Source organism: Angustibacter speluncae (genome assembly GCF_054777815.1).
Genome location: NZ_BAAHAF010000117.1, coordinates 37,312 through 50,808, shown reverse-complemented (window position 1 = coordinate 50,808; position 13,497 = coordinate 37,312). Strand labels below are relative to the sequence as shown.

Here is a 13,497-nt window from a genome sequence, read left to right as displayed (position 1 = left end):
CGTGTCCAACGGTCGTGACATCGGCAGGATCATCGCCGTCCCGTTGCTGACGGGCCTTCTGGTGCTGAACGCCCAGCACCTGCTCACCACCGGCGCGCCGCCGCTCTCCCGCGTGGCGACCACCGTCGCCGTCTGCTTCTACGTCGTCCTCGCCATCCAGTACCTGCGCCGCAGCTCGGCCACGCAGAGCGACGCACGGGCGGCTGTGTGGCTGGTTGCGGTGGGTGCCACCATCTCGCCCTTCGCCATGCCGCTCGTCGGTGGTCCGGCGTCGACGGGGTCGGCGCTCACGCTCGGGAGCGCACTGATCGCACTCGGGACGGCCGGTGCGGTCTGGGCGGCGCTGTCGCTGGGGCGCAGCATCAGCGTGATCCCCCAGAGCCGGACGCTCGCCTCGCACGGGCCCTACCGCTGGCTGCGGCACCCGCTGTACGTGTTCGAGCTCGTCGCGTCGGCCGGCGTCTGCCTGGTCGTGGGTGGTGTGCTGCCGTGGCTCGTCCTCGCGGCGCTGGCGGTCATGCAGGTGGTGCGCGCCCGCTGGGAGGAGCGCCTGCTGCTCGGCACCATGGACGGCTACGCCGAGTACCGGAGCCGCACCGTGGGACTGGTGCCGTCCGCGTGGACGTGATGCGATGACTGCCGTGGTGGACCTGCGCGACCGGGCGGTGACGTTCGTGACGCCCGTGCGCCACCGCGCAGTCGACCTGCTGCGGGTGGGCCTGGAGATCAACGCGGTCGGCCCCGAGCAGCTCGAGGAGGCGCTGGCGCAGCCCGGGTGCGTCGTCATCGACGCGCTCAAGCACGACACCTGGTCCGACGAGCTGCAGGAGGCGCTGCGCGCGCGCGTCGCCGACGTCGTGCTGCTCGTCGCCGAGGACGTCAGCGTCGACGGCCTCGGGCCGGACGAGGGCTATCCGCAGCTGCAGGTCGTCACGGCACCGGTGCTCGCCGGCGACGTCGCGGCGGCGGTGCGCGCGATCTGGGGTGAAGAGGTCTCTCCCGCAACGGGTCCGGTCGCGCTGATCGAACCGGTCGTCGCCGAGGAAGCACCGACCACCGTCGAGCCGGAACCCGTGACCGAACCCGAGTCGGATGTGCCGGACGACGGGCCGCGACGGTGGTTCGGGCGGCGTCCGGCCAAGCACGACCCGCCCGCTGCCGCCCCGGTGGACGAGGACGGTGCGCCACGGGTCGTCGACCTGGTCAAGGCCGAGGCGGTCGTGACCGCGCCCGCCGTGGTCGCGCCCGCACCGTCTCCCCCGCCACTCCCGCCGCCCCCGGCGCGGCAGCCGCGTGCCGCGACGTGGGAGGAGGCCACGCACGCCGTGCTGGCCCACCTCGAGCACGCAGAGACGTGGACCCAGGTCGCCGAGCGGATGGTGCACGACGCCGCGGCCTGGACCGAGACCGACACCGCGCTGCTGCTGCGCGACGCCCACGGCACCTGGGTGCCGGTGGCGGGCGAGGGACTGCGCCAGCTCGAGTACGCGCTGGTGCTGCACGACCTGCACCCCGCCGTGCAGATGACGACGCCCGACCAGCCGGTCGTCGTCGTCCCCGACACCGACCTGCTGCGCGGCGTCATCGCGCAGATGCCCCTTGCCAGCCGGCGCAGCCTGCTGCTGGCGCGCGTGCCGGGGCTGGCGGCGCTGCTGCTGGCAGGCACCTCCGCGCGGGCGCTGGGCGAGGAGGACGTCGTCCGGGTGGGTCAGGTCGTCACGCACCTCACCGGGCCGCTGCAGGACGCCCTGCGCCGCAGGGACTTCGCGGACGCCGTCCAGCGGTTCCTCTAGGTCGACGTCTTCGCGAGGCCACAGCACCCTTCGCGAGGCGTGCCCGCCACGTGCAGTAGGTGATCGCCTACCGGACGTGGTGGGCGAACAGGGGCCGTCAGTCGTGGCCGGGGGTCATCCGCTCGTCGACCAACGCGTCGTCGACCAGGCGGCCGACGGGCTGGATGTGCCCGTGCGCGAGGCGCTTGCGGAACTCGATGTCGAGGCGGTCCTCGCCGTGCCGGTTCTTCTCGACGCTGCACACCAGCCACCGGCGGTGGTCCTGGCCCGTCGGAGAGCCGAACACCAGGTGCCGGCGGTCGACGACGTCGTACTTGTCCTGGAGCACCAGGATGATGTCGGCCTCGTAGGCGAGCGTCACCGAGCCCTTGACGTGCCGAGCCCGCACGCGTGGCGCGTCGAGCCCGGCCCGCTCCACGGCGGAGATCGCGAGCACCGGGCAGCCGAGCTCCAGCGCGAGGTGCTTCAGATACGTGGCCGTGCGGGCCACCTGGGCGTCCTCGTCGAGATCAGCTCCGGCGTAGACCTTCTGGAGGTAGTCGACGACGAGCAGACCTGCCGGCGCCGCGGCCGCGATGCGGCCGATGTCGTCGAGCGACGTCAGGTCACCACGCGCCCCCACGAAACGCAGCCGCGTCCCGTAGCCGTCGATCGTCCGCAGCGCCTGGAGCGCGCCGGGGAGGTCGGACAGCGCGCTCACCAGGTCGCTCGAGCCGCGGGCGAGCCGCGACCGCACTTCGTCCTGGAGTGGCGCGAGATCGCCTGTGACCAGAGCCATCTCCATCACGATCAGGCGTTCGACCAGCTGGGCGGGCGTGTGCTCGAAGCAGACGTAGGTGGCGTGGCCGCCCGCGACGACGACGTTGCGCGCCACCTGCAGCGAGACGGTCGTCTTGCCCGTGCCCTGGGGACCGGCGAGCAGCACCAGGTCACCGTCGTGCAGACCGCCACCGAGGTGGGTGTCGAGCGGCTGCAGGCCCGTCGCCCACGTGCGCGCGAGCACCTCCCCCGTCACGACCAGCTCGTCGAGGTGCTCGAGCGCCTGCACCGCAGAGACGGCGACGACGTCGTGCGACCGCGCGCCACCGCGCGTCCCGACCGCGTGCTGCGCGGTCACGACGCCACCTGCATCGTGACCAGGAGCGTGAGGAGCAGCGCGACGCAGAACGCGCCCGACGCGATGCCGAGCATCAGCGACGTGCGCCCCTCGCGGCCGACGGGACGCCGGCGAGTTCGGACCATGCTCGATTCTCCCGTGGCCGCAACGTCTCTCGCGTCCACCGGACCACCAGCACGGCGTCGACCGAACGCCCGATGCGCGAACCGGTCAGGACGGCTTGACCAACCCCAACCGGACCGCGGCCATGATCGCCGCCGCCCGGTTCGTGACCCCGAGCTTGTCGTACACCTTCGCGACGTGGGTCTTCACGGTCGACTCCGACAGGAACAGCCGGCGCGCCACCTGCTGCACCGACAGGCCCTCGCCCAGCAGCGTCAGCACCTCGGACTCGCGTTTGGTCAGCAGGGGCGCCGGCGCGCTGGAACGGCGGCGCATCGCCTCCCCGAGCCCGGCGGCCGAGAACACGTCGGGCGTCACGGCCGCGCGGCGGACGGCCGTCAGCAGCTCGTCGAGGTGCGCACCCTTCAGCACCAGCGACGACGCGCCTGCGTCGATGGCTGCGAACAGCACGTCGTCGTCGCCGTGCATCGTCAGCACGACCAGGCCCATCGCCGGGTCGGCCCGCCGCAGCGTCCGCACCAGGTCGATGCCGTTGCCGTCACCGAGGCTGACGTCGCACACGACCACCTGCGGCCGCTCGGCCCGCACCAGGTGGTTGGCCTCCGCGACCGACCCGGCCTCGCCGACCACGTCCAGGTCGGGCTCGGCCTCCAGGGCGCTGCGCAGCCCCGCGCGCACGACCCGGTGGTCGTCCACCAGCAGCACGGTCGTCATCCGGCCACCTCCTCACCGATCGCCGGGCGCTCCGTCGAGCCCGGACGTCCCCGCCCCACCGCCGGCAGCGACTTCACCCAGGACGGACGCGTCCGGGTCGCCGGTGCGCCACCGGCGTGGGTCGGCGTCGTCGCGAACGCGGGCCTCACCACCGGCGGCGCCCCCACGTCCATCCGCACCCGCACCCCGTCGGCGTGGTCGGCCACCCGCACGACGCCGCCGAGGTCGCGCAGCGCGTCGACCAGGACCGTGTCGGGCGCGAACGTGCCTCCGCCGTCGCGCTCGAGCCGCACCACCGCGTGCGGTGCCGAGAGCTCGAGGGCGACCTCGACCGCGCCCACGTCGTGCCGGGTCCGCACCTCGGCGAGGAACTCCTGCACGAGGCGCAGCAGCACCGACTCGACGTGCGCCGGCAGCCGGAACGGCGACTCCTGGATCGAGACCGTGACCTGCACCTCGCCGTGCGCCGCGAGGGCGTGCACGTGGCTGGTGACGGCGGCGCCGAGGCCCCGCTCGGGCAGCGCGTTCGAGCGCAGGTCGGCGATCGAGAGCCGGATGTCGCTGATCGTGCGGGTCAGCTCCGAGCGGACGCGGCCCAGCGCCTCCTCCGCCTCGGGGTGCCCCGCCACCCGCCGCGACGCGGTGTCGATGACGAGCCCGAGCGCCGACAGGTCCTGCGCGACGCCGTCGTGCATCTCTCGTGCGAGCCGCTCCCGCTCGCCCACCTCGGCGACGTGCCGCAGCGCCGAGAACGCCATCGCGGCGTGCAGGTGGGCGACGTACCGCTCGCAGACCAGCTCGACCTGCTCCTGCTCCTTCGCCCCGAAGCCCCAGGAGGTCTCGCGCTCGAGCACGAGCAGGCCGAGCAGCTCGTCGTCGCGGTCGGCCAGCGGCACGGCGAGCATGCTCGACCCCTGCCGGCGTCCCTCCGCGCTGTCGGGCAGCCGCACGTCGCGGACCACCATCCGGGAGTGCCAGGCGTCGTAGGGCGTCCCGGGTGAGGTCAGCGGGTCGCGCCACGGCACCCGGTCGACGCCGAGCAGCGCCACCGGCGTCACCGCGTCGTCGGACCGCACGAGCACCGCACCCCGGTCGGCACCGACGGCGGCCGCCTCCTCGAGCAGCAGGGACGCCACGGCCGGCACGTCGAGCCCGGTCGGGAGCTGGCGGGCCAGGTCCTGCACCCGCCCGAGCAGCCGACCCGCCTCGCGCGCGGCCGGGACGCCGGCGCGACGGGCCTCGCGCTCCACCCGCCGGTTCCACGCGCCGAGCAGGCCGAGCACGAGCGCCAGCACGGCCCACTGCACCTCGACGGCGACCCCCGCGGCCGGGTCGCGCACCGCCGACGACACCACGGCAGCCGTCCCGGTCGTGAGCCCGACGACCAGGGCCGCCCGCGTCCCGTGCTGCTCGCCCGCGCGGTAGGCCGGCACCAGCAGCAGCGGCAGCACCATCGCGCTGTGGTCGTCGACCACCACCGCCGTCACGGCGGCGGTCTGCACCACCAGCGCCGGGACCGCGAACGACGGGTACCGCTCGGCCACCAGCTCGAGCACGAGCACCACCGCCACGGCCCAGACCACCAGGCCCCCGTCGCCGGAGATCAGCACGCCGAGCAGGCTCAGCAGCGCCATGGCGCACCGCAGCACCGTGGACAGGCGCAGCCGCGGGCGCAGGCGCCGGAGGCGCTGACCTCGCAGAGCGGTGGCGGCGTGGGGCACGAGCGCCAGTGTGGGACCGGCGCGGCCCGGCCGTCCCGCGAATGCGGCAGGTCGACTCCACTGCGTGAACCGGACGCACCCGGACGGGCGACCCTCGCGCGCGCGACCTGCGGGAACGCCCGCGCAGGCTCCCGCGCGCGTGACCGAGCGTGAGGGTCAGGTGAGCCGCGGCGACAGCCCGGCGTCCCTCAGGTGGCCGATCACGGCCTGCGCGTGGTCGGGGCCCTTGGTCTCGAGCTGGACGTGGATCTCGACCTCGTCGACCCCGAGCTGCAGCCCGGTGCGGTTGTGCGAGACCTCGAGCACGTTGGCGTCGGTCTCGGCCAGCGCCTGCAGCAGCCGGGCCAGCGAGCCGGGCCGGTCGGCCACCCGCACCCGCAGCTGCAGGTACCGCCCGGCGGCGAGCATGCCGTGCCGCAGCACCTGCATCATCAGCAGCGGGTCGATGTTGCCGCCCGACACCACCGCGACCACCGGCGGCTCGAACGCCTCGGGCCGGTCGAGCAGCGCCGCCACGGCGGCCGCGCCCGCGGGTTCGGCCACCTGCTTGGCCCGCTCGAGCAGGAACAGCAGCGCGCGGGCGAGCAGGTCCTCGTCGACCGTGACGACGTCGTCGACGAGCGCCTGCACCAGCGCGAACGGCACCTCGCCGGGGCAGCCGACGGCGATGCCGTCGGCCATCGTCCGCATCCGGTCGAGCGGGACGGGACGGCCGACCGCGAGCGAGGGCGGGTACGCCGCCGCCTCGCCGGCCTGGACGCCCACCACCCGCACGTCGGGACGGGTGGCCTTGACCGCCGCCGCGATGCCGGCCAGCAGCCCGCCGCCGCCGGTGCACACCAGGACGGTGCGCACGTCCGGGCACTGCTCGAGCACCTCGAGCCCGCACGTGCCCTGCCCGGCGACCACGTCGACGTGGTCGAACGGGTGGATCAGCACCGCGCCGGTGCGGGCGGCGTGCTCGCGGGCGGCGACCAGGCACTCGTCGACGGTGTGGCCGTGGAAGACGACCTCGGCGCCGTACCCGCGGGTGGCCTGCACCTTCGGGATGGGGGCGCCCTTCGGCATGTAGACGGTGGCGTGCGCCCCGAGCAGCTGCGCGGCGAGGGCGACGCCCTGCGCGTGGTTGCCGGCGCTGGCGGCCACGACGCCACCGGCGCGCTCGGTGTCGGTCAGCCGGGCGATGCGGGTGTAGGCGCCGCGGATCTTGAACGAACCGGCGCGCTGCAGGTTCTCCAGCTTCAGGTGCACGTCACCGCCGACGCGCTGCGAGAGCGCCCGGCTGAACTCCAGCGGGGTGGGCCGGATGACGTCGGCGAGCAGCTCGCGGGCGGACTCGATGTCGGCGAGGGTCACGGGCAGGGCGTTGTGGGCCACGGCCGCGATCCTGCCAGTACGGCGGCTACCGGCGCTTCGGGGTGCGGCGCCGCAGGTCGACCTTGAAGTCCGGGCGCTGCAGCTGCGCCACCATCGGGTCGTCGCGTCCGCGCAGCGCGTGCACCGCGGTGTTGAGGAACGCCACCAGCGGCACCGAGAACAGCGCGCCGACGATGCCGGCGACGAGCAGGCCGGCGCCGATCGCGAGCACCACCGCCAGCGGGTGGACGGCCACCGCGCGGCCGAGCAGGAACGGCTGCAGCACGTGGCTCTCGAGCTGCTGCACGGCGATGACGATCGCCAGCATGATCAGCGCCTTCACCGGCCCGAGCGCCACCAGGGCGACCAGCACCGCGACCCCGCCGCTCACGAAGGCGCCGACGATCGGCACGAACGCGCCGAGGAAGACCAGCACGGCGAGCGGGATGGCCAGCGGGACGCCGAGCAGCGCCGCGCCGACCCCGATGCCGATCGCGTCGGCGCTGGCCACCACCACCGTCGCCCGGACGTAGGACGTGAGCGTGCGCCACCCCGCGCGACCCGCCGTGTCGACCCGCTCGTGGGTGGGCCGCGGCAGCAGGTGCACCAGCCAGCGCCAGATCCGGTCGCCCTCGAGCAGCAGGAAGATCATCGAGAACAGGACGAGGAACGTGCCGGTCACGACCTCGCCCGCCGTGGCGGTGACCGACAGGGCCTGGCTCGCGATCTGCTCGCTGTTCGCCGACAGCTGGTCGGTGACCTGGGCGACGTAGGAGTCGATCTGGGCGGTGCTGAGGTCGAGCGGCCCGTCGGCCAGCCAGGTCTGGATGGTGGTGAAGCCGTCGCCCGCCTGCGTCCACAGCCCCGCCATGCCGGACGCCAGCTGCGTCCCGACGAGCGTGAACAGGCCGCTGACCACGGCGATCAGCGCGAGCAGGGTCGCGGCCACGGCCACGCCGCGCGGCACCCACCGGCTGAGCAGCTCGGTGAGCGGCAGCACCAGCGCGGTCAGCAGCACGGCCACGAGCAGGGGGATCACGAGCACGTGGAAGAACTGCACGAGCCGCACGAGCACGTACAGCGCGGCCACCACGGCGACCACGCGCCACGCCACCTGGGCGGCGACCGCGAGGCTCCGCGGCACCGCCGGGTCGGCGGTGGTCACGGTGCCGCCGGCTGCCCGTGCGTCCGGGGGCGTGCGCTCGTCGTCCACCCGGCCAGTGTCCACCGCGGTCACGACGGGTGCCGACCGGGGAGGTCCCTGACCGAACCCTGGGGTCGCGGTCAGTCCGGGATCGCCTGGTCGAGCGCGGCGTCGAGGTCGGCGAGCAGGTCGTCGACGTCCTCGATGCCGACCGAGAGCCGCACGAGGTCGGCGGGCACCTCGAGGGCCGACCCCGCCACCGAGGCGTGCGTCATCCGGCCGGGGTGCTCGATCAGCGACTCGATGCCGCCGAGCGACTCGGCGAGGGTGAAGACCTTCGTCGCGGCGCACACCGCGAGCGCGGCCTCCTCGGAGCCGACCCGGAACGACACCATGCCGCCACCGCGACGCATCTGCCGCGCAGCGACCTCGTGGTCGGGGTGGTCGGGCAGGCCGGGGTGGATGACCTCGACGACCTTCGGGTGCGCTGCCAGGTGGGCCGCGACGGCGTCCGCGTTGTCGCAGTGCCGGTCCATCCGGACGGCGAGCGTCTTCAGCCCGCGCAGCGTCAGCCAGGCGTCGAACGGGCCGGCGACGGCCCCGATCGCGTTCTGGTGGAACCCGACCCGCTCGGTGAGCGACTCCCCGGTGCCGGGCACGGTCGTGCCCTCCGCGACGACGAGCGCACCGCCGACGACGTCGGAGTGGCCGCCGCAGTACTTCGTGGTGGAGTGCACGACGACGTCGGCGCCCAGCACGAGCGGGTTCTGCAGGTACGGCGTGGCGAACGTGTTGTCGACCACCAGCAGAGCCCCTGCGGCGTGGGCGATCTCGGCGAGCGCGGTGATGTCGGAGACGCCGAGCAGCGGGTTGGTGGGCGTCTCGCACCACACCACCTTGGTGGCGCCCGGGCGGACGGCGGCGCGGACGGCGTCGAGGTCGGACAGGTGCACGGGCGTGTGCTCGACGCCCCACCGGGTCGCGACCTTGTCGACGAGGCGGAACGTGCCGCCGTACGCGTCGTCGGGCAGCACGACGTGGTCGCCCGGCACCAGCACGGTGCGCAGCAGCGTGTCCTCGGCGGCCAGGCCGGAGGCGAACGCGAACGCCGCCTCGCCGTGCTCGAGGCTGGCGAGGCACTCCTGCAGCGCGTCGCGGGTCGGGTTCGCCGACCGCGAGTACTCGTACCCGTTGCGCAGCCCGCCGACGCCGTCCTGGGCGTAGGTCGAGACCTGGTAGATCGGGGGGACGACGGCACCGGTGGTGGGGTCCGGCTCGGAGCCCGCGTGGATCGCACGCGTGGAGAACCCGGCCTTCTCGACGTAGGTCACACCGACACCCTAGGACGACCTGCGCAGGGCGTCCGAGGCGAGCCGGACCAGCACCGCCGCCGCCACGACGAGCGCGAGCGCGGCGACCGCCGCGCCGACCTGCGCCCACGCGCCGTCGAGCCCGCCCGGGACGACGAGGGCGCTCCCGACCGCCACCGGCAGGCACAGCGCCTGGGCCAGCACCCACCGCCGCGCGGACGGCAGCAGCGCGCGCCGCTCGACCCTGGCGCCGGGCGGGACGACGGCGCACCAGGCCACCCCGACGTGCACCGCGTGCAGCAGCCCGCCGACCGGGACGACCACCCAGAGCGGCACCTGCGCGTCGAGCACGACGAGCGCCGCCACCACGACGAACACCGTCGGGAGCGGCGACACCGGCAGCGCGACCATCCCGGCTACGAGCAGGCCGAGGAGCAGCACGGCGAGCACGCGCAGCCCGCCGCCGCCGGCGGCCAGCACGACGACGAGCACCGCCACCAGCCCCACCGCGGCGACGCCGACGCGCAGCACCAGCCCGCTGACGGTCGGCCCGAGCCCGTCGACGTCGGGACGGTGCGGGGCGGCACCTGCCGCCGAGGGACTGGTCGAGGTGCTCACCGTCCCAACCGCTCTCGCCGGCGCGCGGCCGACCGCAGCACCCGTGCGACCGCCCCGGCGCCACGGGGGGCGACGACGGCGCCGGTGGCCCGCACGCGCGCGAGCCGCTCGGCGCGCTCACGCAGCACGAGCCGGGCCGCCGTGCGGTCGCGGACCTGGTCGGCCGAGACCGGGTGCGACAGGTCGAGGTCGTCGGGGAGGGTGTCGACGAGCACCACCTCCGCCCCGCGGCGGCGCAGCCGCCGGGCGAGCTCGGCGACGTCGTCGTCCAGCGCCGGGGTCAGCACGACCGCCACCATCCCCGGTTGCACGACACCGGGTCGCAGCTGCAGGCGCCGCGCCTGCCAGTGCACGGCCGCGCCGACCAGCCGGGTGCGCACGCGGCGCAGCTGGCGCCGTCCGGTGCCGGGGGGCACCGAGTGCCGCGGCCGGGCCAGGTCGACGACCGAGACGCGGTCGCCCTGGTCGAGCAGCGCGGCGGTGAGGGTGGTGGCCGTCCGCACCGTGAGGTCGAGGCTCGAGCCCGCGGCCGCGGTGCCGGCACCGGGGGGCGAGGGCGGCGCGGGCCAGTCGCGCACCACCCGCCCGACGTCGAGCCGGGTGTCGAGCAGGACGACGACGTCGGCGTCGGCGTCGAGTGCGTGCCGGCGCACGTGCAGGGTGCCGCGGCGCGCGCTGACCCTCCAGTCGATGCGGCGCGTGCTGTCGCCGGGGTGGAACTCGCGGACGTCGAGCAGGTCGAGCCCCTCGCCCGCCCGCCGCGTGCGGTGCGCCCCCACGACGCCGGTGGCCCGCGGACGCAGCGGCGCCGGCTCGCGCGAGCCCACGCCCGGCAGGACGCGGACGGTGCGCTCGGGACCGGTGGCGGGGTCGGCGAGCAGCAGCGCGTCGACGCCGACCAGGCGCACCTCCGGCCGCGCGACCACCACGGCGCCCCACAGCGGCAGCCGCACCCGCGTGCCGAGCCGCACCTGCGCGCCGGCGCGCGGGGCGACCGCCACCTCGTCGCCGAAGGGCAGCGACCCCTCGACGGGCAGCCGCACCACCGCCGCCTGCACCGACCCCGGCACGTCGACGACGACCTGCACGTCGACCCGCTCCCCCTGCCCGACCTGGCCCGGTGCGTCGACGCGCACGGCGAGCCGGCCGTCCTCGTGCCGGTCGCGGGTCAGGTGCGCGGCCAGCGCGAGCGCCGTGCCGACCAGCAGCGGCGCCGCGAGCACGACCAGGTCGGCGCGACCGGTGGCGAGCCCGGCCAGCGGGAGCAGCAGGCAGAGCAGGGCCGCCCGCCGGGCCGCCCGCGAGCCCTGCCAGGTCGGGACCGCGGTCGCGGTCGGTGCCGCGGTCACGTCCCCGTGCGGCGGGTCGTGGGGGTCGGGACGCGTCCGAGCAGGTCCGCCACGACCTCCTCGGCCCGCAGGCCGGTCGACCAGGTCTCCGGGGCGAGGGTGAGCCGGTGCGCGAGCACCTCGGCGGCGCAGGCCTTGACGTCCTCGGGCAGCACGACGTCGCGGTCGTCGAGCACCGTCAGGGCGCGCGCCACCAGCACGAGCGCGAGCGACCCGCGCGGCGAGGCCCCGACCTCGACCTGGGCGTGGTCCCGGGTGGCGCGGGTCAGGCGGACGGCGTACGCCACGACGTCCGGGTCGACCTCGACCTGCTCGACGCCTGCCTGCCAGGCCAGCAGGCCGGCCGCGTCGACCACCGGCTCGACCGTGCTCGCCTCCTGCCGGCGGCCGAGGCGGCGCAGCACCACGTCCTGCTCGCCCTCGCCCGTCGGGTAGCCGAACCCGAGCCGCAGCAGGAACCGGTCGAGCTGGGCCTCGGGCAGCGGGTAGGTGCCCTCGTACTCGATCGGGTTGGCGGTGGCGAGCACGTGGAAGGGCCGCGGCAGCGCGAAGGTGCGCCCCTCGACGGTCACCTGCCCCTCCTGCATCGCCTCCAGCAGCGCCGACTGCGTCTTCGGCGGGGTGCGGTTCACCTCGTCGGCGAGCAGGAGCCCGGTCATCAGCGGACCGGGGTGGAACACGAACTCGGCCCCCTTCGGGTCGTAGACGAACGAGCCGGTGACGTCGGCGGGCAGCAGGTCCGGGGTGCACTGCAGGCGGCGGAAGTCGAGGCCGAGCGCGGACGCCAGGCTGCGGGCCGCCAGGGTCTTGCCGGTGCCGGGGACGTCCTCGAGCAGCACGTGCCCGCCGGCCAGCACGGCGGCCAGCGCCAGTCGCAGCCCGCGCTCCTGCCCCACGACGACGGTGCCGACGGCGTCGAGCACGGCGCGGCCGCCGGCGGCCACCTCCGCGGGGGTGCTGGGGGCGGTGGTCACGGGCGGTCTCCCTGGGTGGTGGACGGCGTGGTCGGGGTCTCGGACGAGGGGGCGGCGTCGAGCTCGTCGAGCCGGTCGAGCACGGCCTGCACCAGGTCGGTGGCCGGGCGGCCGCGGCGCAGCGGGACCGGACGGCGCGCCGGACCGCTCGGGGTCGCACCACCGAGCCGGTCGTGCAGGTCGGCCCCGAGCAGCTCGCGCGCCGCCGGGGAGGCGGGGTCGAGCCCGCGCACCGCGAGCCGGGCGCCCGCGAGCGCCCGCAGCCGCGGCAGGAGCGTGCGCTCGACCCGGTCCGGCTCGCCGTCCAGCTGCTCGAGCGTCTGCGCGAGCAGCCGCACCTGGTGCCAGCCGGTCGAGTCGTCGGGCTCCGGCGGGGCGGGCCAGCCGACCACGGGGACGGGTGGCAGCACCTGCACCGCCGCGGTGACCGCGGCGACGCCGGCCGCGAGCGCCAGGACGTGGCCGACGTCGAGGCCGACGACGAACAGCACGACGCCGCTCACCACCGCCGCGACGACGGCGCGGACGACGACGCCCCGGGTCGAGCGCACCACGGCGGCGCTCACCCGCCCTCGGCGGTGCGGACGGGACCGGCACCGAGGGTGCCGACCACCCGCTCGAGCGCCGCGGCCGCCCTCGTCCCGGCGCCGTCGGGCAGGTCACCGCGCCCGAACCGGGCACGGTGGTAGAGGCGGACCAGCTCCTCGACCGCGGCGGCGTCGGCGCCGTGCCGGCGGAGCAGGTCGGCCGCGTACTCGGTGGGGGTCTCGTGGTCGGCGCGCGGCGTCCCGGCGGCCTCGCCGACGCCCTCGAGCCGCTCCCAGCAGGTCACGACGGCGTCCGCCGCGTCCCCGGGGGCGCGCGCGAGCTCGTCGGCCGCCCGCTCGAGGACGCGGCGCACCTCGTCCAGGACGAGGTCGTCGGGGTCGCCGGCCGCGTCGCCCGTCGGGTGGTCGCGGTCGTCGCGCCGCCGCACCACGTCGTCGTCCGTGCGGCGGAACAGCCGCACGAGCACGGCCAGCAGCATCGAGACGCCGAGCAGCACCAGCACCGGCAGCCAGCGCGGCAGTGCCTGCTCCTCGGGCTGCTCGGTGTCGGTGCCGCGTTCGGACAGCTCGTCCGGTGCGGGCAGCAGCGGGCCGTCGACCAGCCCGCCGGTGCGCAGGTCGCCGACCGTGGCCGGGCCCGACGCCGACGCCAGCAGAGCGAGCGCGAGCAGCAGGCAGGCGAGCACCGCGCCCACCGCCACGACCTGCCGTCCGGACCCCACGGGGCGAG

At 75.8% G+C, this 13,497-nt stretch carries 14 protein-coding genes; 2 read left to right on the top strand and 12 right to left on the bottom strand.

The features are described from left to right. Position 1: 1 nt before the first annotated feature. Entirely contained in the window at positions 2-628 is a 627-nt protein-coding gene (locus ACYVKY_RS14395) for a methyltransferase family protein (RefSeq protein WP_460435679.1), read from the top strand. A 4-nt stretch (positions 629-632) separates the two neighbouring features. Further along, positions 633-1,793 carry a hypothetical protein gene (locus ACYVKY_RS14390; RefSeq protein ID WP_460435678.1) on the top strand — a complete coding sequence of 387 codons (1,161 nt, stop codon included), beginning with the start codon at positions 633-635 and terminating at the stop codon, positions 1,791-1,793. Between the two features lie 97 nt (positions 1,794-1,890). Here the strand turns inward: ACYVKY_RS14390 and ACYVKY_RS14385 are convergent, their stop codons facing one another. From ACYVKY_RS14385 to ACYVKY_RS14330, 12 genes are all read right to left on the bottom strand, one after another. Continuing rightward, positions 1,891-2,910: a P-loop NTPase family protein gene (locus tag ACYVKY_RS14385; protein WP_460435677.1), complete on the bottom strand. Its 1,020-nt coding sequence runs from the start codon at positions 2,908-2,910 to the stop codon at positions 1,891-1,893. Continuing rightward, entirely contained in the window at positions 2,907-3,035 is a 129-nt protein-coding gene (locus tag ACYVKY_RS14380) for a hypothetical protein (protein WP_460435676.1), read from the bottom strand. The genes ACYVKY_RS14385 and ACYVKY_RS14380 overlap by 4 nt, the downstream gene beginning before the upstream one ends. 85 nt (positions 3,036-3,120) lie before the next feature. After that, complete coding sequence (locus ACYVKY_RS14375) at positions 3,121-3,747, bottom strand: response regulator transcription factor (protein ID WP_460435675.1); 627 nt, start codon at positions 3,745-3,747, stop codon at positions 3,121-3,123. Next, positions 3,744-5,468, bottom strand: coding sequence for a sensor histidine kinase (locus ACYVKY_RS14370; protein WP_460435674.1), 1,725 nt, complete (start codon positions 5,466-5,468; stop codon positions 3,744-3,746). Before ACYVKY_RS14370 ends, ACYVKY_RS14375 begins: the two co-directional genes overlap by 4 nt. A gap of 156 nt (positions 5,469-5,624) precedes the next feature. After that, entirely contained in the window at positions 5,625-6,845 is a 1,221-nt protein-coding gene (gene ilvA / locus ACYVKY_RS14365; RefSeq protein WP_460435673.1) for a threonine ammonia-lyase, read from the bottom strand. A 25-nt stretch (positions 6,846-6,870) separates the two neighbouring features. Further along, positions 6,871-8,037: an AI-2E family transporter gene (locus ACYVKY_RS14360; RefSeq protein WP_460435672.1), complete on the bottom strand. Its 1,167-nt coding sequence runs from the start codon at positions 8,035-8,037 to the stop codon at positions 6,871-6,873. 71 nt (positions 8,038-8,108) lie between these two features. Continuing rightward, entirely contained in the window at positions 8,109-9,299 is a 1,191-nt protein-coding gene (locus tag ACYVKY_RS14355) for a PLP-dependent aminotransferase family protein (protein ID WP_460435671.1), read from the bottom strand. Positions 9,300-9,308: 9 nt separating this feature from the next. Further along, entirely contained in the window at positions 9,309-9,896 is a 588-nt protein-coding gene (locus ACYVKY_RS14350; protein ID WP_460435670.1) for a hypothetical protein, read from the bottom strand. Then, entirely contained in the window at positions 9,893-11,245 is a 1,353-nt protein-coding gene (locus tag ACYVKY_RS14345; protein ID WP_460435669.1) for a DUF58 domain-containing protein, read from the bottom strand. Before ACYVKY_RS14345 ends, ACYVKY_RS14350 begins: the two co-directional genes overlap by 4 nt. After that, entirely contained in the window at positions 11,242-12,219 is a 978-nt protein-coding gene (locus tag ACYVKY_RS14340) for an AAA family ATPase (protein ID WP_460435668.1), read from the bottom strand. The genes ACYVKY_RS14345 and ACYVKY_RS14340 overlap by 4 nt, the downstream gene beginning before the upstream one ends. Then, complete coding sequence (locus ACYVKY_RS14335) at positions 12,216-12,785, bottom strand: hypothetical protein (protein ID WP_460435667.1); 570 nt, start codon at positions 12,783-12,785, stop codon at positions 12,216-12,218. The genes ACYVKY_RS14340 and ACYVKY_RS14335 overlap by 4 nt, the downstream gene beginning before the upstream one ends. Next, the gene (locus tag ACYVKY_RS14330; protein ID WP_460435666.1) at positions 12,782-13,489 is read right to left on the bottom strand and encodes a DUF4129 domain-containing protein; all 708 of its coding nucleotides are present in this window, start codon (positions 13,487-13,489) and stop codon (positions 12,782-12,784) included. The genes ACYVKY_RS14335 and ACYVKY_RS14330 overlap by 4 nt, the downstream gene beginning before the upstream one ends. Between the last annotated feature and the right edge of the window lie 8 nt (positions 13,490-13,497).

Excerpts from the sequence above, each read along its gene's own strand:
- ACYVKY_RS14390 (WP_460435678.1), top strand. The coding sequence starts at position 633 with ATGACTGCCGTGGTGGACCTGCGCGACCGGGCGGTGACGTTCGTGACG.
- ACYVKY_RS14380 (WP_460435676.1), bottom strand. The coding sequence starts at position 3,035 with ATGGTCCGAACTCGCCGGCGTCCCGTCGGCCGCGAGGGGCGCACGTCG.
- ACYVKY_RS14375 (WP_460435675.1), bottom strand. The coding sequence starts at position 3,747 with ATGACGACCGTGCTGCTGGTGGACGACCACCGGGTCGTGCGCGCGGGG.